General features: G+C 72.4%; 20 protein-coding genes. 10 read left to right on the top strand and 10 right to left on the bottom strand.

Annotation, left to right across the window (positions count from 1 at the left end; translation table 11 throughout):
• Positions 1 to 14: 14 nt before the first annotated feature.
• Positions 15 to 1670 (bottom strand): fumarate hydratase, encoded by a 1656-nt coding sequence (locus ACZ4EF_RS24615; RefSeq protein WP_401312956.1) that lies wholly within the window; start codon positions 1668 to 1670, stop codon positions 15 to 17.
• Between the two features lie 132 nt (positions 1671 to 1802).
• Between ACZ4EF_RS24615 and ACZ4EF_RS24610 the strand changes: the two genes are divergently transcribed.
• Complete coding sequence (locus ACZ4EF_RS24610; protein ID WP_355347952.1) at positions 1803 to 2498, top strand: DUF1707 SHOCT-like domain-containing protein; 696 nt, start codon at positions 1803 to 1805, stop codon at positions 2496 to 2498.
• Between the two features lie 333 nt (positions 2499 to 2831).
• Positions 2832 to 3185 (top strand): WhiB family transcriptional regulator, encoded by a 354-nt coding sequence (locus ACZ4EF_RS24605; RefSeq protein WP_188281299.1) that lies wholly within the window; start codon positions 2832 to 2834, stop codon positions 3183 to 3185.
• A 138-nt stretch (positions 3186 to 3323) separates the two neighbouring features.
• Here ACZ4EF_RS24605 and glpX read toward each other — a convergent pair whose 3' ends face one another.
• The gene (gene glpX / locus ACZ4EF_RS24600; RefSeq protein WP_355347954.1) at positions 3324 to 4355 is read right to left on the bottom strand and encodes a class II fructose-bisphosphatase; all 1032 of its coding nucleotides are present in this window, start codon (positions 4353 to 4355) and stop codon (positions 3324 to 3326) included.
• A 164-nt stretch (positions 4356 to 4519) separates the two neighbouring features.
• Here glpX and ACZ4EF_RS24595 point away from each other — a divergent pair, with 164 nt between their 5' ends.
• Positions 4520 to 5077, top strand: coding sequence for a DUF4245 domain-containing protein (locus ACZ4EF_RS24595; RefSeq protein WP_467506405.1), 558 nt, complete (start codon positions 4520 to 4522; stop codon positions 5075 to 5077).
• A 140-nt stretch (positions 5078 to 5217) separates the two neighbouring features.
• Here the strand turns inward: ACZ4EF_RS24595 and ACZ4EF_RS24590 are convergent, their stop codons facing one another.
• The 3 genes from ACZ4EF_RS24590 to xseA all read right to left on the bottom strand — a co-directional run bounded on the left by ACZ4EF_RS24590 (position 5218) and on the right by xseA (position 7575).
• The gene (locus ACZ4EF_RS24590) at positions 5218 to 5811 is read right to left on the bottom strand and encodes a malonic semialdehyde reductase (RefSeq protein ID WP_391049214.1); all 594 of its coding nucleotides are present in this window, start codon (positions 5809 to 5811) and stop codon (positions 5218 to 5220) included.
• A 118-nt stretch (positions 5812 to 5929) separates the two neighbouring features.
• Positions 5930 to 6211, bottom strand: coding sequence for an exodeoxyribonuclease VII small subunit (locus ACZ4EF_RS24585; protein WP_467506404.1), 282 nt, complete (start codon positions 6209 to 6211; stop codon positions 5930 to 5932).
• 155 nt (positions 6212 to 6366) lie between these two features.
• Positions 6367 to 7575 (bottom strand): exodeoxyribonuclease VII large subunit, encoded by a 1209-nt coding sequence (xseA, locus tag ACZ4EF_RS24580; RefSeq protein ID WP_467506403.1) that lies wholly within the window; start codon positions 7573 to 7575, stop codon positions 6367 to 6369.
• 88 nt (positions 7576 to 7663) lie between these two features.
• Here xseA and ACZ4EF_RS24575 point away from each other — a divergent pair, with 88 nt between their 5' ends.
• Both ACZ4EF_RS24575 and ppgK read left to right on the top strand, forming a co-directional pair.
• A complete protein-coding gene (locus ACZ4EF_RS24575; RefSeq protein WP_355347969.1) occupies positions 7664 to 8662 on the top strand; it encodes a 4-hydroxy-3-methylbut-2-enyl diphosphate reductase in 999 nt (332 codons plus the stop codon).
• A 30-nt stretch (positions 8663 to 8692) separates the two neighbouring features.
• The gene (ppgK, locus tag ACZ4EF_RS24570; protein WP_355347972.1) at positions 8693 to 9430 is read left to right on the top strand and encodes a polyphosphate--glucose phosphotransferase; all 738 of its coding nucleotides are present in this window, start codon (positions 8693 to 8695) and stop codon (positions 9428 to 9430) included.
• On the opposite strand, the gene ACZ4EF_RS24565 is transcribed toward ppgK, so the two are convergent.
• A complete protein-coding gene (locus tag ACZ4EF_RS24565) occupies positions 9351 to 9914 on the bottom strand; it encodes a DUF6542 domain-containing protein (protein WP_355347975.1) in 564 nt (187 codons plus the stop codon). The two genes, ppgK and ACZ4EF_RS24565, sit on opposite strands and share 80 nt — an antisense overlap.
• Before the next feature lie 229 nt (positions 9915 to 10143).
• Here ACZ4EF_RS24565 and ychF point away from each other — a divergent pair, with 229 nt between their 5' ends.
• Positions 10144 to 11232: a redox-regulated ATPase YchF gene (ychF, locus tag ACZ4EF_RS24560; protein ID WP_355347978.1), complete on the top strand. Its 1089-nt coding sequence runs from the start codon at positions 10144 to 10146 to the stop codon at positions 11230 to 11232.
• Between the two features lie 49 nt (positions 11233 to 11281).
• Here ychF and ACZ4EF_RS24555 read toward each other — a convergent pair whose 3' ends face one another.
• A complete protein-coding gene (locus ACZ4EF_RS24555; protein WP_401312967.1) occupies positions 11282 to 11410 on the bottom strand; it encodes a hypothetical protein in 129 nt (42 codons plus the stop codon).
• A gap of 563 nt (positions 11411 to 11973) precedes the next feature.
• On the opposite strand from ACZ4EF_RS24555, the gene ACZ4EF_RS24550 reads away from it, so the two are divergent.
• Positions 11974 to 13074, top strand: coding sequence for a hypothetical protein (locus ACZ4EF_RS24550; protein ID WP_467506402.1), 1101 nt, complete (start codon positions 11974 to 11976; stop codon positions 13072 to 13074).
• A gap of 20 nt (positions 13075 to 13094) precedes the next feature.
• Here ACZ4EF_RS24550 and ACZ4EF_RS24545 read toward each other — a convergent pair whose 3' ends face one another.
• On the bottom strand, positions 13095 to 13643 hold the full coding sequence (locus ACZ4EF_RS24545; RefSeq protein ID WP_467506401.1) for a hypothetical protein: 549 nt from the start codon (positions 13641 to 13643) through the stop codon (positions 13095 to 13097).
• Positions 13644 to 13693: 50 nt separating this feature from the next.
• Between ACZ4EF_RS24545 and ACZ4EF_RS24540 the strand changes: the two genes are divergently transcribed.
• Positions 13694 to 14065, top strand: coding sequence for an effector-associated constant component EACC1 (locus ACZ4EF_RS24540; protein ID WP_467506439.1), 372 nt, complete (start codon positions 13694 to 13696; stop codon positions 14063 to 14065).
• Positions 14066 to 14260: 195 nt separating this feature from the next.
• On the opposite strand, the gene ACZ4EF_RS24535 is transcribed toward ACZ4EF_RS24540, so the two are convergent.
• Positions 14261 to 15004, bottom strand: coding sequence for a hypothetical protein (locus ACZ4EF_RS24535; RefSeq protein ID WP_467506400.1), 744 nt, complete (start codon positions 15002 to 15004; stop codon positions 14261 to 14263).
• Between the two features lie 727 nt (positions 15005 to 15731).
• On the opposite strand from ACZ4EF_RS24535, the gene ACZ4EF_RS24530 reads away from it, so the two are divergent.
• Both ACZ4EF_RS24530 and ACZ4EF_RS24525 read left to right on the top strand, forming a co-directional pair.
• Positions 15732 to 18596 (top strand): hypothetical protein, encoded by a 2865-nt coding sequence (locus ACZ4EF_RS24530; RefSeq protein WP_467506399.1) that lies wholly within the window; start codon positions 15732 to 15734, stop codon positions 18594 to 18596.
• A gap of 95 nt (positions 18597 to 18691) precedes the next feature.
• Positions 18692 to 20122 carry a hypothetical protein gene (locus ACZ4EF_RS24525; RefSeq protein WP_467506398.1) on the top strand — a complete coding sequence of 477 codons (1431 nt, stop codon included), beginning with the start codon at positions 18692 to 18694 and terminating at the stop codon, positions 20120 to 20122.
• 55 nt (positions 20123 to 20177) lie between these two features.
• On the opposite strand, the gene ACZ4EF_RS24520 is transcribed toward ACZ4EF_RS24525, so the two are convergent.
• Complete coding sequence (locus tag ACZ4EF_RS24520; RefSeq protein WP_467506397.1) at positions 20178 to 21068, bottom strand: RICIN domain-containing protein; 891 nt, start codon at positions 21066 to 21068, stop codon at positions 20178 to 20180.
• Positions 21069 to 21117: the final 49 nt, after the last annotated feature.

Here is a 21117-nt window from a genome sequence, read left to right as displayed (position 1 = left end):
GCTTCCCGCAGGGGTCAGGCGCCTTGGCGGCGGGGGATGGTGGTGAAGGTGGGGGAGGGGGAAGGGTCTTGGAAGAAGTCGTTGCCCTTGTCGTCGACGACGACGAAGGCGGGGAAGTCCTCGACCTCGATCTTCCAGACGGCTTCCATGCCGAGTTCGGCGTATTCGAGGACGTCGACCCGCTTGATGCAGTCCTGGGCGAGGCGGGCGGCGGGGCCGCCGATGGAGCCGAGGTAGAAGCCGCCGTGGGCGGCGCACGCGTCAGTGACCTGCTTGCTGCGGTTGCCCTTGGCGAGCATCACGAAGGAGCCGCCCGCGGCCTGGAACTGCTCGACGTAGGCGTCCATCCGGCCCGCGGTGGTCGGCCCGAAGGAGCCCGAGGCGTACCCCTCGGGCGTCTTGGCCGGGCCCGCGTAGTAGACGGCGTGGTCGCGCAGGTACCGCGGCATCTCCTCGCCCGCGTCCAGCCGCTCCTTGATCTTGGCGTGCGCGATGTCGCGGGCCACGACCAGCGGCCCGGACAGCGAAAGCCGGGTCTTCACGGGGTACTTGGTCAGCTCGGCGCGGATCTCGTCCATCGGCCGGTTGAGGTCGACGCGGACGACGTCGTCGTCCAGGTGCTCGTCGGTGGTCTCCGGCAGGAAACGCGCCGGGTCCGTCTCCAACTGCTCCAGGAAGACGCCCTCGGCGGTGATCTTCGCCAGCGCCTGCCGGTCCGCCGAGCAGGACACCGCGATGGCGACCGGGCACGACGCGCCGTGCCGCGGCAGCCGCACCACCCGCACGTCGTGGCAGAAGTACTTCCCGCCGAACTGCGCCCCGATCCCGATCCTCTGCGTCAGCTCGAAGACCTTCTGCTCCAACTCCTTGTCCCGGAAGCCGTGTCCGGCCGCCGAGCCCTCGGCGGGCAGCTCGTCCAGGTAGTGCGCGGACGCGTACTTGGCCGTCTTCAGGGCGAATTCGGCGCTGGTCCCGCCCACCACGATCGCCAGGTGGTACGGCGGACAGGCCGCCGTACCCAGCGAACGGATCTTCTCCTCAAGGAACTTCATCATCGACGCCTCGTTCAGCACCGCCTTCGTCTCCTGGTAGAGGAAGGACTTGTTGGCGCTGCCACCGCCCTTGGCCATGAAGAGGAACTTGTACGCGCCGCCGTCCGTCGCGTACAGCTCGATCTGCGCGGGCAGGTTGGAGCCGGTGTTCTTCTCGTCCCACATCGTCAGCGGGGCCATCTGCGAGTAGCGCAGATTGAGCTTGGTGTACGCGTCGTAGATCCCGCGCGACAGCGCCTCCTCGTCACCGCCCGCGGTGAGGACCTGCTGGCCGCGCTTGCCCATGACGATCGCCGTACCGGTGTCCTGGCACATCGGGAGCACGCCGGCCGCCGCGATGTTCGCGTTCTTCAGCAGGTCGAGCGCGACGAATTTGTCGTTGGGGCTCGCCTGCGGGTCGTCCAGGATGCGGCGGAGCTGCGCGAGGTGGGTCGGGCGCAGGTAGTGGGAGATGTCGTGCATCGCCTCGGCCGCGAGCAGCCGCAGCGCCTCCGGATCGACCGTGAGGAACGTACGCCCGTCCGCCTCGAAGGTGCTGACACCCTCGGCGGTGAGCAGGCGGTACGTGGTGGGGTCCTCGCCGAGGGGAAGCAGATCCGTGTAGGCGAACTCAGGCATGGGGCATTCCTCACTCGGCGGCGGCGCTGCGGCCTCCCGATTCTAGAACGCCCCCGAACGGCCGGGCGGGCCGGACCCCTAGGGGGTACTTCGGGGTAGTCGCGATCTATCGCGTCTGTGTACCGTAGGGACGTGGACGAATCGCAGCTCCAGAAGCGCGCGCAAGAGCAGCCCCAGCCGGTGCGTACGGGCAAGCCCACCGCGGAAGCGGACCTGCGGGCGTCGGACGCGGACCGGGACCGAATCGCCGACATCCTGCGCGAGGCCCTGGCCGAGGGCCGTCTGGACTCGTCGGAGCACTCCGAGCGGCTCGACCAGGTCTACGCGGCCAAGACGATGGGCGAACTGGAGCCGCTGGTACGGGATCTGCCGGTGGGCAGGACCAGCGCACCGGCGCCCGCCCCCGCGGCCCGCGGCGGTTACCACTACGCCCCCGACCCCAGCGGCGAGAACCCGAACCTGGTCGGCATCCTCGGCGGGGCCGAGCGCAAGGGCCGCTGGCGCGTCGGCCACCGGATCACCGCGGTCGCGATCATGGGCGGTGTCGAGATCGACCTCACCGAGGCCACCTTCACCTCGCCCGAACTGGTCATCCACTGCACCGCGATCATGGGCGGCATCAGCGTCAAGCTGCCGGAGAACGTGACGCTGCGCGGCGGCGGGGTCGTCGGCATCATGGGCGGCTCCGACGTCAAGGCGTTCGAGGCGCCGGACGCCGACGCGCCGGTGGTCCGCATCGACGGCTTCGCCTTCTGGGGCGGCGTCGAGGCGAAGGCCAAGCGCGGCAAGAAGGTCAAGGACTGGACGAAGAAGAACCTCGAGAGCTGAGGCGCGGGACCGGTCGGGGGAGCCTCCGGCGCCGGGGTGAGGCGGCCTCGGGCACGGGTGAGCGGGCAGCGGCGGTTTCACGCCCCCCGACTCGGTAACGGCTGTGATTGATGGTGCGTAAGTGCGCCAAGCATCGTGCGTGTTTCCGCCATCCGCAGGTCACAGGCTTGCGGGGCTCTCGCGCCGGGCGAACACGGTGCGCATGAAGTCGCGTACAGCGGGTAGGGGTTCGAGCACGCCGCCGCACTGCCGCCGTTGAGATCCGCGCCCGCCGGGGGAGTGGTCGGTGACGCGCCAGGGTGGCAATCGCCGAGCCGTCGTCAGGAGTATCCCGTGCTTCAACCGATCGAGCCCGTCACGGACACCGCCTACCCGCCCGGTCATCCGCGGGATCTGGGCGGGCCCTGGCACTCGGAGGCCGCCTGCCGCAGTGACGAGGCGGGGCTGTTCTTCGCCCCGTCGAAGGAGCCCACTGCCGCTCGTCTGTCCCGGGAAGAGGCGGCCAAACGCGTGTGCGCGCGCTGCCCGGTGATGCTCGAATGCCGTGAACACGCCTTGCTCCAGCCGGAACCGTACGGGGTGTGGGGCGGCATGACCGCCGCCGAGCGCCGCGTGGTGCTGGCCCGCCGCCGCCGTCGCGAGGTCGAACTCCAGCGCCCCGACCCGCAGATCGCCGCCGCGGGCTGACCGTACGGCTCAGCGGCTCAGGAGTTTCGTCGGCCGGGCGCCGCCCGCCGCGCCGCATCCGGGAATACGGGGCCCGAGTGCGCCGCGGCAGGCGGCAGCCGACATACCGAAGGACGTACCGAAGGCGGGGAGTGAGCCTCAGCGCGCCCGGTCGAAGTCGATCGCGCTGTACGCCCGCAGCTTGGACAGCCGGTGCGTGGAGTCGATCTGCCGGATCGTGCCGGACTTGGAGCGCATCACCAGCGACGAGGTGGTGGCGGTCTCCGCGCGGTACCGCACCCCGCGCAGCAGTTCGCCGTCGGTGATCCCGGTGGCGACGAAGAAGACGTTCTCGCCGCTGACCAGGTCCTTGGTGTGCAGAATCCGGTCCAGGTCGTGCCCGGCGTCCAGCGCACGGCGCCGCTCGGCGTCGTCCTTCGGCCACAGCCTGCCCTGGATCGTGCCGCCGAGGCAGGTGATCGCGCAGGCCGCGATGATGCCCTCGGGCGTGCCCCCGATGCCCAGCAGCATGTCCACGCCGGTGCCCTCGCGCACCGCCATGATCGCGCCCGCCACGTCGCCGTCGGCGATGAACTTGATCCGGGCGCCGGTCTCGCGGATCTCCTTCACGATGCCGTCGTGCCGCGGCCGGTCGAGCACCACGACGGTGACGTCCTCGGGCGCGCTGCCCTTGGCCTTGGCGACCCGGCGCACATTGACCGCGGGCGGCGCGGTGATGTCGACGTACTCGGCGGCCTCGGGGCCGACCACCAGCTTGTCCATGTAGAAGACGGCCGAGGGGTCGAACATGGTGCCGCGGTCGGCGACGGCGAGCACCGCCACCGCGTTCGGCATGCCCTTGGCGGTCAGCGTGGTGCCGTCCACCGGGTCGACGGCGACATCGCACTCGGGCCCGGTGCCGTCACCGATCCGCTCGCCGTTGTAGAGCATGGGCGCCTCGTCCTTCTCGCCCTCGCCGATGACGACGACGCCGTTCATCGAGACGGTGTGGACGAGGGTGCGCATCGCGTTCACCGCGGCGCCGTCGGCCCCGTTCTTGTCGCCCCTGCCGACCCAGCGTCCGGCCGCCATCGCGGCGGCCTCGGTGACGCGTACGAGTTCCAGTGCCAGGTTGCGGTCGGGGGCCTCCGGGCTCACTTCGAGCTGGGGCGGCAAATGCTGTTCGGTCATCACGCGCACCTTTCTGTACGAGGACGGCCGGAATATGAGGGTGTTCCGACCCTATCGGTTCGGCGCGAATATGAGCAGGGTGCACGTCACATGAGCGCCTGGTGCCCTGTGCGGGCCGGGGCCCGCGGAGGGTGCGGACCCCGGCGTCCGGGGCCGTTCCCGGCATGGGGGACGATGGTCGGGTGGCAGCAGACAAACGTGGCAACAAGACCGTGCGGGACCTGGTGCTGTCGATGGCGGTGATCGGCGCCGTCGCCGCCCTCATCTATGTGTTCATCCCGCACGACTCGAAGGCCGACCCGACCAAGCCGGTCACCTTCTCGGTGGAGCTCGGCCAGGCGCGGCGCGACGCGCCGTACAAGGTGGCGGGGCCCGAGGGGCTGCCCGCGACCTGGCGGGCCACCTCGGTCACCTACAGCGCGGCCGACCCGCAGGCGGTGACCTGGCACATCGGCTTCGTCGACCCCGAGGACCAGTACGTCGCCGTCGAGCAGAGCAACGCCGCGGCCGAGCCGTACATCAAGGACGTCACCTTCGACGCGCACCGCGACGGCGGCCGTACGGTCACCGCGGGCGGCCTGGTCTGGGAGCGCTACGCGGGGCCGAAGTACAACGCGCTGGTCCGCAAGGAGCAGGGCGTCACCACGGTGGTACTGGGCACCGGCAAGGACGCGGAGCTGACGACGATGGCCGCCGCGCTGAAGGAGCGCGGCGGCCAGTAACCGGTAGCCGGTCGTATGGACATACGTCCCACCGGGGGCGGCCGGTCGTATGGACATACGTCCCACCGGTAGCCGGTCATACGGACGTACGTGTGACCAGGTGCCCGGTCATACGGACATACGTCGGTCCGTCGTACGGATCAGACGGTCGTCACGACCTGCTCGTACGACAGGCGCGGGTTGCGGTCGTACCAGGCGGCCTCGCCCGGCTTGCCTATGTTGACCACGGCCAGCACCGAGTGCTCGCCGTCCGCGAAGAACTCCTTGTTGATGCCGTCGGCGTCGAAGCCGGTCATCGGGCCGGCGGCCAGACCGGCGGCGCGAACGCCGATGATGAAGTAGCCGACCTGGAGCGCGGCGTTCAGCGCGGCGGACTGCTCGCGGACCGGGCGCTCGGCGAAGATCACGTCCTTGGCCTGCGGGAAGACCGGGAGCAGGGTGGGCAGCTCCTCGTGGAACTCGTTGTCCGCGGCCAGGATCGCCACCAGCGGCGCGGTCGACGTCTTCGCCTTGTTGCCCTCGCTCATGTGCCGCACCAGGCGCTCGCGCCCCTCTTCGGTACGGGCCAGGACGACGCGCAGCGGCTGCTGGTTGAAGGCGGTCGGCGCGTACTTCACCAGGTCGTAGATGGCCTGGACCTGCTCGTCGGTCACCGGCTCGTCGGTGAACGTGTTGGCGGTGCGGGCCTCACGGAAGAGCAGGTCCTGGGCGGCGGTGTCGAGCACGAGAGTCATGCGGGATCCTCAGGTCTTTCGGTCGTGCGAGGGGGGCGCGCCGGGGGGCGGCGCGTCGGAACACTCCGACCAACCTGGGTGAACGTTCAACCATTCCCTGGGGCAAGTGTGACCCCTGTCACTCCTGTGCGGCCCCCGTGGCCCCTTCCGCCTCCTCGTCGTCCTCCTCCGCTGCCAGCGCCGCGTCCAGCCGGGCCCGCGCGCCCTCCAGCCAGCGGCGGCAGACCTTGGCCAGCTCCTCGCCCCGCTCCCACAGGGCCAGGGACTCCTCCAAGGTCGCGCCGCCCGCTTCCAGCCGCCGTACGACGTCCACCAGCTCGTCGCGCGCCTGCTCGTACCCGAGGGCCGCGCTGCCGCTCTCCCGGTCCGCCGTATCGGTGGTGCCTGCCGTGTCTGCCATGGGGGCAAGCCTAGGCGCGGGGTGGGACAGGTCAGGCGACGCGCACACCGGCATCACCGCGTGACGACGCCGAACCGCGCGCCGCCGACATCACCGCGCGCCGCCGAACCGCGCGACGCCGACATCACCGCGCGCCGCCCACGCGCACCCCGGCATCACTCCGTGACGCGCACCGTGAAGTCGCCCTCGGCCACCCGCGCCCGCAACGCGTCGTCCGGCGCCACCTCCGCCGGGTCCCGTACCACCGAGCCGTCCTCGCGCTGGAGCACCGCGTACCCGCGGCGCAGCGTCGCGGCCGGGGACAGCGCGACCACCCGCGCCAGGGTGTGCGAGAGATCCGCGTCGGCGCGCTCCAGCAGATGGCGCAGCGTGCGGCGGGCCCGGTCCACCCGGTCGGCCACCTCCGCCGCGCGGCCGTCGATCATCCCGTACGGCGCCGCCATCGACGGACGGCTCAGCGCCGCATCCAGGCCGCGCTCCTCCCGGTCCAGCAGCCCGCGCATCACCCGCAGCGCCCGGTCCCGTACCAACTGGACGCGCGCCAGCTCCTCGCGCACATCCGGCACGATCCGCTTGGCCGCGTCGGTCGGGGTGGACGCCCGCAGGTCGGCGACCAGGTCGAGCAGCGGCGAGTCCGGCTCGTGGCCGATCGCCGAGACCACCGGGGTCCGGCAGGCCGCGACCGCGCGGACCAGCTCCTCGTCGGAGAACGGCAGCAGGTCCTCGACGCTGCCGCCGCCGCGCGCCACCACGATCACGTCGACATCCGGACGCGCGTCCAGCTCCCGTACCGCCTCGATCACCCGCGGCACCGCGCTCGCGCCCTGCACCGGCACATTGCGCACCTCGAAGCGGACGGCGGGCCAGCGCAGCCGCGCGTTCTCCCGCACGTCCCGCTCGGCCGCCGAGGCGCGGCCGGTCACCAGGCCGATGAGCTGCGGCAGAAACGGTATGGGCCGCTTGCGGTCCAGGGCGAAGAGCCCCTCGGCCGCCAGCGTCTTCTTCAACTGCTCCAGGCGCGCCAGCAGTTCGCCCACCCCGACCGGGCGGATCTCCACCGCGCGCAGCGAGAGCTGGCCGCGCGGCCCGTACCACTCGGGCTTGGCGTGCATCACCACCCGCGCGCCCTCGCCGACCACGTCCGCGACCTGCTCGAAGACACCGCGGAAGCACGTCACCGTGATCGACACGTCGTGCGAGGGGTCGCGCAGCGTCATGAACACCACGCCCGCGCCCGGCCGCCGCGACAACTGGGTGATCTGCCCCTCCACCCACACCGCGCCCAGCCGGTCGATCCAGCCGCCGATCAGCCGCGACACCTCACCGACGGGGATCGGCGTCTGCGCCGAGGTGTTCAGAGCCATGCCCGCAGCGTAGTGGGCGCGACCGACACCGCCGCCGAACGGCCGCACCCCCGTACGCCCCCGCGCGTGCGATCAGCGCCCCCGTACGATGGACCCCATGACTGCCGCTACGAGCCCCCGCCGCGTCCTCCTCGCCGCCCCCCGCGGGTACTGCGCGGGCGTGGACCGGGCCGTGATCACCGTCGAGAAGGCGCTGGAGCAGTACGGCGCCCCGGTCTATGTGCGCAAGCAGATCGTGCACAACAAATACGTGGTCCAGACGCTGGAGAAGAAGGGCGCGATCTTCGTCGACGAGACGGACGAGGTGCCCGAGAACGCCATCGTGATCTTCTCCGCGCACGGCGTGGCCCCCGTCGTCCACGAGGAGGCCGCCCAGCGCAGCCTCGCCTCGATCGACGCGACCTGCCCGCTGGTGACCAAGGTCCACAAGGAAGCCGTCCGCTACTCCAAGGACGACTACGACATCCTGCTGATCGGCCACGACGGCCACGAAGAGGTCGTCGGCACGATGGGCGAGGCGCCCGACCACATGCACCTGGTCGACGGCCCCGCCGACGCCGCCAAGGTCACGGTCCGCGACGAGTCCAAGGTCGTCTGGCTCTCCCAGACCACCCTGTCGGTGGACGAGACGATGGAAACCGTGGACGCGCTCAAGGAGCGCTTCCCCAACCTGCTCTCGCCGCCCAGCGACGACATCTGCTACGCCACGCAGAACCGCCAGGTCGCGGTCAAGCAGATCGCCGCCGACGCCGACCTGCTGATCGTGGTCGGCTCCCGCAACTCCTCCAACTCCATCCGGCTGGTCGAGGTCGCCCTCCAGTCCGGCGCCGGCGCCTCGTACCTGGTCGACTTCGCCGAGGAGTGCGACGAGGCGTGGCTGGACGGCGTCACCACCGTCGGCGTCACCTCCGGCGCGTCCGTCCCGGAGATCCTGGTCGACGGCGTCCTGGACTGGCTGGCCGAGCGCGGCTACGCCGATGTGCAGGTGGTGACCTCCGCCGAGGAGTCCATCCAGTTCTCGCTGCCCAAGGAACTGCGCCGCGATCTGCGTGCCGAGGCCGCCGCCGGGGAATCCGCCAAGAGGTGACTTTTTCCCGTCACCTCTAACCTGGGGGCCATGAATATGTTCGGTGTGGACATCGGTGGTACGGGAATCAAGGGCGCTCCGGTCGATCTGGACCAGGGCGCCCTGTCGGACGATCGCTACAAGATCGACACCCCTCAGCCCGCGACTCCGGAGTCGGTGATCGACGGGGTGCACCAGGTCATCGAGCACTTCGGCTGGTCGGGCCCGGTCGGCGTGACCTTCCCCGGGGTGGTGGTGGACGGCACCACCCGTACGGCGGCCAACGTGGACGGCGGCTGGGTCGGCCTGGACGCGCGCGGCATGCTCGGCGACCGCCTCGGCCTGCCCGTGGTGGTGCTCAACGACGCGGACGCGGCGGGTGTCGCGGAGATGACGTTCGGCGCGGGCCGCGGCCGGGGCGGCACGGTCATCATGCTGACGCTGGGCACCGGCATCGGCAGCGCCCTGTTCGTGGACGGCAATCTCGTGCCCAACACGGAACTGGGCCACCTGGAGCTGCACGGGCACGACGCGGAGAAGAAGGCGTCGGTCAAGGCCCGCGAGGACGAGGACCTGAGCTGGGAGCACTGGGCGCACCGGCTCCAGAAGTACCTGGCGCACGTGGAGATGCTCTTCTCGCCCGACCTGTTCGTGATCGGCGGCGGCGTCAGCCGCAAGTCGGAGAAGTTCCTGCCCCTGGTGAAGGGGATCAGCGCCGAGATCGTTCCCGCTGAACTGCAGAACAACGCGGGGATCGTCGGCGCCGCGATGGCAGCCGCAAAGCTCTGATCCCGACGATCGCGGCGGCCAGCACCGTCCCGGCGTAGAGCCAGCCGGTCATCAGCGCCAGCCCGGTGAAGACGCCGAGCAGATGACCGGCCAGGCCGCCGCCCCCGCTATCGGCGGTCAGCGCGATGCCCACGGCGAAGGCGATCGGCGCCGCCACCGGGGCCGCCACCAGGTCGTACGGGCGTACGTACACCGCCGCCGCCACGCACACCGCGACGAAGACCAGGCCGAAGAAGACGCCGGGGCCGTCGAAGAGCAGGACGTCGATCCCGCCGCCCGCGACCGTCACGGCGGTGGTCAGCAGCCCGGTGCCGAGGCCGGTCAGCCGTGGCCTGGGCCGCTGGGCGGTACGCAGCCGGTGGACGGTCTGCCGTACCGCGGTGGCCATGACGGCCTGCCGGGGGCGCGGGGCGCGGTACACCCCGACTGCGGCCTCTCCGCCGGGTCCCGGAGCGGCACCTGAACGCGCACTGTGTTGGTCCACCTACTTACAGTAGGCACGGCAGTCGGGTGATCGCACGGCGGGACACGCGCTTTGCCCCTCCGGGGCGGGGCGGGGCTTTTTGGCGCGCGCGTCCTCGGAGCGGTCCCCGTACCGGGTGCGGTGACGTCCTCGGGCCCGTGTTCGACGGGCGGCCGGGCGGTACGGCGGCGGCCCGTAGACTGGTGGCCGTCCGAACACCCACCAGCCCACCGCTCCGGGAAGTCTCCACGTGTCGCTCTCCATCGGAATCGTCGGTCTGCCGAATGTCGGCAAGTCGACGCTCTTCAACGCCCTGACCAAGAACGACGTGCTGGCGGCCAACTACCCGTTCGCCACGATCGAGCCGAACGTCGGAGTCGTGGGCGTCCCCGACGCCCGCCTCGGCACGCTCGCGGAGATCTTCGGGTCGGCGCGGGTGCTGCCCGCCACCGTCGACTTCGTGGACATCGCGGGCATCGTCCGCGGCGCCTCCGAGGGCGAGGGCCTGGGCAACAAATTCCTCGCGAACATCCGCGAGTCCGACGCGATCTGCCAGGTCATCCGGGCCTTCAAGGACGACAACGTGGTGCACGTCGACGGCCGCGTCTCGCCGAAGGACGACATCGAGACGATCAACACCGAGCTGATCCTCGCCGACCTCCAGTCCGTCGAGAAGGCGATCCCGCGCCTCACCAAGGAGGCCCGCCTCCAGAAGGAGAAGGCCGCGGTCCTCGCCGCCGCCGAGGCCGCCCAGGAGATCCTGGCCGCGGGTGACACCCTCTTCTCGCGCGGCATCACCAAGGGCACCGAGCAGGGCACCCTCCTCCACGAGCTGCACCTGCTCACCACCAAGCCGTTCCTCTACGTCTTCAACGTCGACGAGGACGAGCTGGCCGACGAGGACTTCAAGAACGAGCAGCGCGCCCTCGTGGCCCCCGCCGAGGCGATCTTCCTCGACGCCAAGCTCGAGTCCGACCTCGTCGAGCTCGACGACGCCGAAGCCCTCGAACTCCTCCAGTCCGTCGGCCAGGAGGAGCCCGGCCTCGCCACCCTCGCCCGTGTCGGCTTCGAGACCCTCGGCCTCCAGACCTACCTCACCGCCGGCCCCAAGGAATCCCGCGCCTGGACCATCAAGCGCGGCGCCACCGCCCCCGAGGCCGCCGGCGTCATCCACACCGACTTCCAAAAGGGCTTCATCAAAGCCGAGGTCATCTCCTTCGCCGACCTCGTCTCCACCGGCTCCGTGGCCGAAGCCCGCGCCAAGGGCAAAGCCCGCATGGAGGGCAAGGAATACGTGATGCAGGACGGCGACGTGGTCGAATTCCGCTTTAACGTGTAGCCGCTTGCGCGGAGGGCCGTCTGAACTGCGGCGGAGGAGGTGCGCGGCCTCAGGGCCCGCACCGAATCCGCAGGCGTACCGACATCTCGTCGCCCTCGTCGGGGCTGTCCGCGTACGCCTTGCCGACGGCGGCGCGGGTCCGTTCGTCGAGAGTTCCGAATTCTCGCTCTTCTTTCATTCCCCTCTCCTTCTCAGTAGGCGATACGTCAACCAGCAGACGTAGCCAATCGCCACTGAGGCAAGCGGAGGTACCCACTCGGGAGAACGCGGCCACGCTGCCCGTATGACCACCATGGACACCATGCAGCAGGTGAACCCGATGAAATTCAGAGGTTCGTTCACCCGCCACCTCCCCTGACTTCTGCTTTGCTTATTTTCCATACGGTTGGCCTTCTTTAGTTCCATCGATACTGCCCTGCTCCGACCGCACAGCCAACCAGCAGGGCGCCTGGCAGAAGTTTTTTGGCCACCTTGGTTCCCCAGTCGCGGTGCAGAGGGCTCCAGCGGCCCGGGGCGGCGCGTTGCAGCGCGGCATCCGGGACGTCCTCGCGCACCGCGTGCCCTTCGCCTGCAACGGCTCGGCTGAGGCCGAAAAGGTCATCCCCTCCCGCCTCCCGTAGGCCGCTTGTGCTGTCGGGCCGGCTGAGCATCACCGCATGGCGGCCGTAGCGGCGCGGAAAACCGGTGGGGCGGTCGCCGCTGTCATGCGACGATGCGGCTGTTTTGCAGGGGGGAGGACGGTTGTTCGTTTTCGCGTGTGCGGGATGTGGCGGTGAGGTGACCGCGCCGGTGTCGCAGGTCGAGCTGCCGGTCCACGCGTATCAGAAGTCCGGGAACGCGGTGCAGCTCCCGGTGCTCATGGCGCAGGGCACGTTCGCGGTGGACCCGGAGCCCAGCGGGCAGCCGTGGCGGGGGTGGGAGGAGATCGATCCGGACGAGGCGGCGGCCCGGGGCGTCTACGCGCCGGTCACCGGGCTGTCCTACGGGGTGCCCGGCGCGGTTGTCATCGCACCCGGAGACGTCCGCGGCACCCTGCTGGTCCCGGAGAAGAACGGGAGCGCCTGCTGCGGCCTCGCCGGGGGCGACGGGCCCAACATGGTGTGCGAGGTGTGCGGCCTGCCCGTGGCGACCCGGATCGACGACTGCTCGCTCTGGCAGGCGGTGTGGCTCGCTCCGGACGCTGTGCGGCGGGTGCGCGTCGACGGTGACGACGCCGTACCGCTGTCCTGGGGGGAACTGGCGGCGCACGGGCGGAGTACGCCGCCGGTCGTACCGATCACCGCGTGGGGATCATCGAGTGGGCTGTATCACCGGTGGTCGTGGAACCCCCAGTGGGAGGCGGCGGCCGGCCGTGCGCTCGCCCACCTGCTGGTGGCCTCGGGCGGTCGCACCGTGGCACTCCCGAACGGCCTGGCCAGCGACGTGTTCCAACGTGCCCTCGACGCGCTGCTTCCCGCAGGCCCGGCTGCCCTGCGCGCCGACTTCGCGGGACCGGTACCGGGACTGTCCGGCGCGGACGCCGACATCCTCTTCGTCCCCACCCACCCGCAGACGGGGGAGATCTGGAGCCCGGACGCCTCCGCTCAGTGCGTGCCCCTGCCGTTCGGCGTCTGGCTCTCCCTGGCCCTTCCCGAACCGGCCCCCCTGCCCCTCATCGCGTCCGGCGTCATGCCCGACGGTGTCCTGCGCGACGAACCGCTCGCGCCCCACCCCGGCACGCCCTTCCGGATCGACCAGAACGCCTTCGAGTACGCCCTCGTCCGGCTGCCGGCCGTCCGCAGGCCGTGGCTGCGCCGGATCCTCGACCACCTCACCCGGCCGGTGCGGGCCCGTCTCTTCTGATCAGCGGCGGAAGGCCGTGGTCACGACGGTGCTCCGGGCGGCGGGAAGAGGGGGGCGTAGGGCTGGTGGTCGGGGGCGGGGACGTAGGGGAGGTAATGCGGGGTGGTGCGGGCGGCGGTGGTGCACAGGCGGATGGCGGCCTGTTCCGCGGTGAGAGGGGGGAGCGCGAGGGCGGCCAGGAGGTGGTCGCGGCGGGCGTCGAAGTCGGGGTGGTCCGCGCGGCGTTCGGCTGCCAGCTCGCCGATCGGGAAGCCGCCGGCCAGGTCGCGCCAGAAGGGCAGCACGGCGATGAGCGTGACGGCCTCGGCGAGGTCGTCACCGATCAGCGTGGCGCCGCCCTCGGAGTCGGCGTACAGCACCGGCCGCGTCTCGGTATCGGCGTCCCCGCACAGGAAGTACGTGCCCCCGGCGCCGCAACCGGCTATCGCGTGCAGCGGTATGCCGGTGGGCAGGACGAGATCCTCGACGGGATCCCGGCGCTCGATGTCGAAGTCACCGGGCCACGCCAACGTCGCGGCCAGTGCCGGGTCCTGGGCGATCCGGCGGAGCAGGTCGTCTGAGCGGGACATGAGCGCAAGTTAACAGCGCCTCTGGGGGATTGGGCGGGTTGGGCGTCGAAGTGGTGGTGCGGGTGGTGCCGGGGGACGGGGCGGTTGGCGGGGAAGTGGAGTGGGCCGCGCGGGGGTTGAGGGCGGAGCTCCTGGCGGGGGACGAGGACGGGGTACGGGAGGTGCGCCCGCGGGGCGGGGCGGCGCCGGAGGGGGCGAAGGGGGACGCGCATTCGTGGGCGGCGCTGGTGATCACGCCGGCGGCGTCGGGGGGGGTGCTGACGAGGTTGATCACGGCGGTCAGCGGCTGGCTGGCGCGGCAACGGCCGGACACGACGGTCGTGTGGGAGGTCGGCGGGGACCGCATCACGCTGCCGGGGGCGACCGGGGCCGAACGGGCGCGGCTGATCGGAATCCTGGCCGCACGGCACGACGACGCGTAGCCACGACGACGCGACGTCAGGAAAACGGGCGGGAACGCCAACGCGCAGCCCGGCCAGGGGCGTTCAGGCGGGAGAGCCCGCGCGCTTGAGGCGCAGCGCGGAGACCAGGAAGAAGACCCCGCCGAGGAAGGCGTAACCCGCGAGATTACGCAGGGAGGGATCGTCCTTGCCCGCCTGGGCCGCGACGTCAGGGCCTCACGCGGGCCTCAATGGGGCTTCCGCTCTTGGCGGTTCGGCGGTGAGGCCCCTGAAGGTGGTGCGGCCCCACTGGGAGGCGCAGTCGACTGATATGCCGTCAGGCGCCAACCGCTCGTTGAGCCGTACGATCCGGGCCTGCAAGGCGCGGCGGGTCATCGGCTCGTCGGCCGTGCCGAGCAGGAGGCACAGGTCGTGGCAGCACCAGGGGCGCGCGGTGGTGCGGAGGATGTCGAACAGGACCTGCTGGGTGCCGCGTTGGGGGCGCGGCGATCCGTGGCGCGGTGCGTCCGGCGGCCGGCGGGGCGAGGACCTGGTGTCGAGCCAGCGCCGTTCGGCGAGGATGCGGCCGGCCAGTTCACGGGGGTCCGCGTCGCGCGGGATGACGTTGGCGGCGCCGGCCAGCAGCAGGTCAGCGGAGTCCGTACGGTCGGGCACCAGCACCACCACGGACGACAGATGGCTGAGGGCGTGGACGCGCTGGCCCAGATCGCCGGTCCCGCGCGGGCTCGGGACGTCCAGCACGGCGAGGGGGGTCCCGGCCCTGCGCAGCAGCGTGCGGTAGGCGGATTCCGAGCCCCAGGGGTGGCACAGCGCGGGCAGTACGTGGTGGGTGCGCAGGGCGCGCAGCAGGGCCGGGGTCCGCTCGCGGTGCAGCGAGAGAACGACGCTCACGGGATACGTGAACTGCTCCTCGGCCGGGACGGAGCGAATTAACTTCTCGCCAAACAGGTCAATAGGCATGGCAATGCCGCTGACACGGACCTCTCCTGTGGACGGTCACGGGAGCCGGGGACGGCACTCGGGTGCGGGAGGCGGGGGACGGGACGCGATGTTACTGACGGCGATCCCCGATTCCCCGTGGCTGAGCATGGGTTGGTCACCGTCTGAGCACGATCGGGCCCCGTGCTGAGCGTCCGGAGCGGCAGGCGGGAGAAGGGCCGGAAGGCCGGCCGGGCCGTCGGTCGCGGTCGGCCGCCGTGCTCCCGGCCGGGTCATACGGTGGGCGGCCACGCGGCGTTGGCCGGTCCGACACCGTGGTGCCATTGGGGTCTGATATATCTGGATGCCTGAATGACCCAACCAATAGGGCCGATTATCGCTCCACAGGGATAGGCAGTACACCGGCCGCCGAGCAACGTCGTTCCGGTCGGCCGGGATTGGGCAGGGGAGGGCAGGTGGTGGGGTGTCTCCCACACGTCCGCGAGCGGTACGCGTCCGGTACGGCGCGAGGTGACGGACATCGTTGTCCCGTCGCTCCCGCGCTGACACCGCGCGGGCCGGTCTCTCGTGGCACGAGATGAGGACGCATCCGCCCGGTCCGCGGAGACCCGCCGGCGCACGCAGGCTCGCGTGACCGGCCGGGAACGACTCACCGAACGAGGACAGTGATGAGCCAGCAGGGCGCGGGACGGCCGCGGTCGCCGTCGCGCACGACGGCACGGTACGGGGACCACGGGGAGGGCCAGGCATGAGCCGTTGGGCCTCCCGCCTGTCCCGCAAGGGCGGCGGCGCGAGCGGTACGGGCGGCGCGACCCGTACGAGCGCTACGGCCGGTACGAGCCGCGGCGCCGGTGCGGCGGAGTCCGTCCCCGCCCCCCTCGTCGAGGACATCGACGGCGTCCTCCTGGTCCGCTCGGTGGACGACGACTCCTTCCCGATGGCCGTCCTGGCCGAAGTGGCCCACACCTTCGGCGCCGAGGCGGACATCGTCACCGTCATGGTCGGCTCGGAGGGCGCGGGGCAGGGCAACGGCGGCGGCCACTGGCCGCGCCTGGTCACCCTCCTGGACTCGCTGCGCGCGCAGGGCACCCGCCGCGTCCGCCTCGTCCTGTCCGGCGCGGGCGACGACCGGCCGGGCCGCCCCGGCACCGCCCGCAGGATCGCCGACGGTTGGGGCTTCGAGGTGTTCGCGCCGGACGGCGTCGTCCTCATCACGCCCGGCGGCAGCCTCTTCGTCCGGGGCGACGGCCGTCCCGAGGGCGGCTGGTGGCGCTTCGCGCCCGGCGAGGCGCCCCGGAAGCTGGGCCCCCGCGCGCCCGCACCGGCCTGGCAGGAGGCCGTCGGCCGCGTGCCCACGCGGACATCGGGCGGCTGCGTGGTCGAGCAGATTCCGGCGGGCCTGGTGATCCGCCCCGCCGACGCGCCCGGGCCGCGCCCCGACGACCTGTGCTTCGCGGTGCCGCTCGACTCCGCGCACGCCGTCGTGCTGGTCGGCGCCCCGCACGCGGAGGACGTCGCCGCCGACGAGGTCGCCGCCGTCCTGTCCGCGCTCCCGGCGGAACACCGCGCCCGCGTGTGCCTCGCACCCGGCGGACAGGCCGACCTGCTGCGTCTGGCCCACACGGTCGCCGACACGCTGGACAGCCGGGTCGACGTCCTGACGGGCCTGCCGCTGCTCGCCGACCACGCGCCGCCCGGCGCCGTACCCCGCCCGACCCTGATCGGCCGTGACGGCGAACCGAGTTGGCAGCCGTACGTCACCGCCGTCGCGTGCCTCCCGACCGACGCGCGGGGCAGAACGCCCCTGCCCCGGCTGCTCGGCAGCCTCCCGCCCGACTGGCTCCCCGGCGGCACAGAACCGGGCACCGTACGGCTCACGGACGGCTGGCAGGCGACGGTGACGCGCTCCGGCCTCGCCCTGTGGGCCCAGGGCACGCCCCGCCCCCCGCTCGTGGGAACCGCCGTCGACCCCGAGACCTGCGCCATCGAACTCTGCGCGCCCGGACAGCGGTTGGACGCCTCCCTGCTCACCGCGCTGGCCCGCCTGCTCACCGGCCTCGGCGCCACGGCCCGCGCCAGGACCACCCTCCTCGTGCGAGGACGGCTCACCAGCGGCGAGGCCGAACTGCGCCGTCTGGCGGCGGAACACGGCGTACGCGGCATCCGCTACGTCACCGCCGCCCGCCCGGCCCCGCCCCCCTGGCAGGCCCCGCCCCGCCCGAACCAGGACCGTCCGGGACCTGACCGCCCGAATCAGGACCGCCCGAATCAGGACCGCCCAGGACCGGACCGCCCGGGACCGGCAGCGTCCCCGCGCCCACCCGCGCCCGTGGCCGTACCGCCCGACGCTCCCCGCGAACGACCGCCCGCTGTCCGGGAGTTGACTGGTACGGCACCGGCTCCGGCGCCGGGGGCGGAGCCGGTACGCCGTCCGGCCGCCGCGAGCGTGCCCACCGACAGCGCGTCCCCGGCCGGGGACAGCGGCGGCGACGGAACGCTCGTCCGCACGCCGACGACGGAGACGGATGTCGCCGCGCGCGACCGTTCCGCGCCGGGCGCTCCGGGGGAGCGGGGCGGTGAACGGCCCGACGGTACGGCCGAGGCGGCCCGTACGGTCGCCCCCGGCCCTCGCACGAACAGCCGGGGACACGGTCCGACGCGGTCGGCACCCGCGATCACCGCGCCCCTGCGGGGCTCCGCACTCGTCCGCGCACTCGTCGTCTCACCCGACCCCGAGCCTGACCACACCCCCGAGCCTGACCCCACCCCCGAGCCCGACCCCGCACCCGTCGCTCAGGTCGCTCAGCCCGAACAGTCCGAACGGCCCGAACAGCCCGAGCCACCGGCCCCGTTGGCCGTCAGGCGGGAGGAGCCCCGCCTCGTGCTGCCCGGACACGTCAGCACCGCCGCGCAACGGGCGGCGTTCCGCGAGCTGGTGGGGGACGGCTGGGAGGGGCACGCCGCAGCCGTGGACGGGCTGTTGGAGCGGAAGCTCGCGCTGCGCGGGGACGAGCGGGAGGCGGCGCGGCTCGATCTGGTCGCGGTGCGCGCGTATCTGTCGGCTGACGAAGGGCCGCTGAGCCAGCGGGAGTTGGCGCGGGGCCTGCGGGCGGGCGAGGCGCGGTCGCAGGCGTACGCCGGGTGCGTGGCGTCCGGGCTGCGGCGGCTGCCGTCGTACCGGGGCGTGGCCCTGCGCGGCGGCGCGGCGGGCGGTGCCGAGCCGAGGTTGGGCGCGCTGCTCCAGGACCCGGCGCCGATAGGGGCGTTGGCCCGGATTCCGGCGGCGGGCGGGACCGCCGTGCGCTACGCGATCTGGTCGACGACCGGCCGCGAGGTGGGTGATCTGGCGGCGGCGGACGGTGAGATCGTCTTCGCGCCGGGCACCGGATTCCGCGTGCTGGGGACGTGGACCGCACCCGCCGGGACCCCGGTCGTACTGCTGCGGGAACTGCCCGTGCACGCGACCACGTACATGGACGGAGCACGGGAGTTGAGCCCACGGGACCTCACCGCGCTCGCCGAACTGAAGGACGCGCTCGCCGGTGGTCCGCCCGCCGAGGAGGGCCGGAGCTGGCCCGAGCGCTGTGTCGGGCCCGTGGGCGGCAGCGGGTAGCCGCCCGCACCGCACATCCGGGCCGCACGCCCGCCGGCACGCAGGGCAGGACACCGCGCCGCACGACCGACTGACCACCAGGCCGAAGGAGAACCATGAGCAGCCGTCAGACCCGACCCGACCCCGACGGAACGCCCCGCGCCACCGAAGGCGGCGCGAACTCGGCTTCCTCCAGGGGCGGTTCGTCCGTGCGCCGGGCGGTCACGCTGGGTCCCGTGGCGGCCGATCCGGGCGACGCGCTGACGCCCGCGGTGCCGCGGACCACCGGCGCGGCGGCGCCCCCGGCCCCCGACACCTCCTCGCGCCCGGGTACGTCGTCCGCCCCGGTGACGGCCGCCGCCGCGCGGCCTGAGCCCGCCGCGGGCGGTACGGCGGAGGCGGGCGGTACGTCCGAGGAGCCGACGCTGCCCGGAAAGGGATCGGCCGAGGAGACCCCGGCCCCGGCCCCGACCCCTGCCCCGGCCCCGACTCCTGCCTCGGCCTCCGCCCCGACCACGGCGCTGACCACCGCCTCGGCCTCCGCCCCGACCACGGCGCTGACCACCGCCTCGGCCTCCGCCCCGACCACCGCCTCGGCCCCCACCACCGAAGCGGGCGAAACACCCGCCGAGACCCCCGACGCGAAGGCCACCCGCGAACTCACCCGCGAGACCGGCCCCGGAGCCGCGCTCCCGGCCGAGGGACCGCCCTCCGGCCCGTCCCGCAAGCCGCTGCTCGCCGCCGTCGGCGTGGTCGGCGTGGTCATCCTCGCGGTGCCCCTGGTGGCCTGGGCGACCAGCGGCTCCGGGCACAAGAACGACCATCTGACGACGGCGGCCAGCACCGCCGGGCGGATCACCGACCCGCCCGCGACCGTCCCGCACATCCCCCTTCCCCAGAAGTCCTCGGCGTCGCCCGCCGCCAAGCCCACGACGAAGCCCAAGGCCAGAACCAAGGCCGTGGCGCCGCGCCCGCCCGCGCCGCCGAGCCCGACGGCCCGGCCGACCGCGACACCGACGAGGAAGGCGACGACCCCGTACCTCGGCCCCGGCCCGCAGATGCCCGGCGACGACAGGACCGCCTCGGCCACGGTCCTCCGGCTGGCGGCGCGCGAACCCGGCCGCCACATCTGCTACCGGGTCTACGTGGCGACCTTCGGCTGGCAACTCGCCGTCTGCGACGGGTCCGTGGCGGGTTCCGAGGTGGACGCGCGGAGCATCAAGGCCATTCAGATCGCCGTGTCCGGCACCAAGGGCACCTCCGCCAACGCCTACTTCCAGGCGAAGGGGTGGGTGAACAAGTCGTGGGTCACCGTGGAGGACGGCGCCGATCTGACCCTCGGCGCGGCCAGGCAGGACGCGCCCAACATCTCGGGCTTCGGCATCAGCGTCGGCAGGGCGACGGGCACCGTCTGCCAGAACACGTACAGCCGCGGCGGACCGTGGGGCAGCATGGCCTGCGACACTCCGCAGACCGCTGACAACTACATCTTCGGCGGCACGCTGGACGAGACGCGCTGGCTGGACGCGGTGCGGTTCACCGTCTGACGGGCGCCGGCGGGCAGGGGACGGCCGCACGCCGGCCGTCCGCCGACGGTCCGGGTCAGCCGAGCAGCCGCCAGCGGCTGTCGTCGTCGGTGCCGCACGAGCCGATCATGAGCCGGGCGGAGGGTGCCTTCTTGTCGGTGCCCTCGACGCGCAGGCACAGATGGTTGCTCGCGTAGTTGCGTATCCACACGGTGTCGCCCCCGGCCGGGGCGAGCCACCACAGTTGGTTGTCCGCCAGCGTCCCGGTGCAGTTCGCCTCGGACAGTTCGGTCCCCGACGGCTGCGCCCCGCGCTCCGGCGGGTCGATGCACAGACCATCCATCGTGTTGGAGAACTGCACGAGATCGGTGCCGCCGGGACCGCTCGCGGGGAGCTTGACCGTCATGTTCCAGAACTGGTTGTCCTGGTCGGTGCCGTCGCAGTGGTACTGGTCGATCTCCAGGCCCAGTTGGCCCGGTCCGTTGTAGGGGATGTCGACGCACATCCCGCTGTAGGCGTTCATGATCAGCACCTTGCGGTCGTGCGCGGTCAGCGCCCGCGGGTCCTTGCCGCCCGACCCGGCCGTCCGCTTCGGCGTCGGCGTGCTGGAAGGGGTCCTGTGCGGCTTGGGCGAGGCGGTGTGCGGGACGGGCTTCCCGGTCCGCTTCGGCACGGTCTTCGTCGGCTTCGGGGTGGGCGACGGCGACGCGGAGTGCGCGATGTTCTTGTACGCGGCGGTCCGTTGGGCCGCCAGGTCCCGCTTCTTGTCGTGCTCGTCCGCCTGGTGGCTGCGCCAGGCGCCGATGCCCAGCGTGGCGCCCGCGACGAGGGCCAGTACGGCCACGGCGCCCGCGACCCTGCTGCCCACACGCGAGTGCTCGCCGGGCTGACGGGTGTGCGTCGCCAACGCCTCGACGAACCGCGCCCGTTGCCGCCGCTTCGCCTCGTCGTGGTCACTCTCGCTCAACGCCGCTCCCCACTCGCGGAAGGTCCAACTGGCAGGGTACGCAGATGCG

Source organism: Streptomyces sp. NPDC025721 (assembly GCF_055558595.1).
The sequence above is the reverse complement of the archived record's forward strand: the minus strand, read 5'-3'. Positions and strand labels throughout refer to the sequence as shown.

Coding starts and splice junctions, on each gene's coding strand:
- ACZ4EF_RS24615 (WP_401312956.1), bottom strand. CDS start 1,670: ATGCCTGAGTTCGCCTACACGGATCTGCTTCCCCTCGGCGAGGACCCC.
- glpX (WP_355347954.1), bottom strand. CDS start 4,355: ATGACCGAACAGCATTTGCCGCCCCAGCTCGAAGTGAGCCCGGAGGCC.
- ACZ4EF_RS24595 (WP_467506405.1), top strand. CDS start 4,520: ATGGGGGACGATGGTCGGGTGGCAGCAGACAAACGTGGCAACAAGACC.
- ACZ4EF_RS24590 (WP_391049214.1), bottom strand. CDS start 5,811: ATGACTCTCGTGCTCGACACCGCCGCCCAGGACCTGCTCTTCCGTGAG.
- ACZ4EF_RS24585 (WP_467506404.1), bottom strand. CDS start 6,211: ATGGCAGACACGGCAGGCACCACCGATACGGCGGACCGGGAGAGCGGC.
- xseA (WP_467506403.1), bottom strand. CDS start 7,575: ATGGCTCTGAACACCTCGGCGCAGACGCCGATCCCCGTCGGTGAGGTG.
- ACZ4EF_RS24575 (WP_355347969.1), top strand. CDS start 7,664: ATGGACCCCATGACTGCCGCTACGAGCCCCCGCCGCGTCCTCCTCGCC.
- ppgK (WP_355347972.1), top strand. CDS start 8,693: ATGAATATGTTCGGTGTGGACATCGGTGGTACGGGAATCAAGGGCGCT.
- ACZ4EF_RS24555 (WP_401312967.1), bottom strand. CDS start 11,410: ATGAAAGAAGAGCGAGAATTCGGAACTCTCGACGAACGGACCCGCGCC.
- ACZ4EF_RS24545 (WP_467506401.1), bottom strand. CDS start 13,643: ATGTCCCGCTCAGACGACCTGCTCCGCCGGATCGCCCAGGACCCGGCA.
- ACZ4EF_RS24535 (WP_467506400.1), bottom strand. CDS start 15,004: ATGCCTATTGACCTGTTTGGCGAGAAGTTAATTCGCTCCGTCCCGGCC.
- ACZ4EF_RS24530 (WP_467506399.1), top strand. CDS start 15,732: ATGAGCCGTTGGGCCTCCCGCCTGTCCCGCAAGGGCGGCGGCGCGAGC.
- ACZ4EF_RS24525 (WP_467506398.1), top strand. CDS start 18,692: ATGAGCAGCCGTCAGACCCGACCCGACCCCGACGGAACGCCCCGCGCC.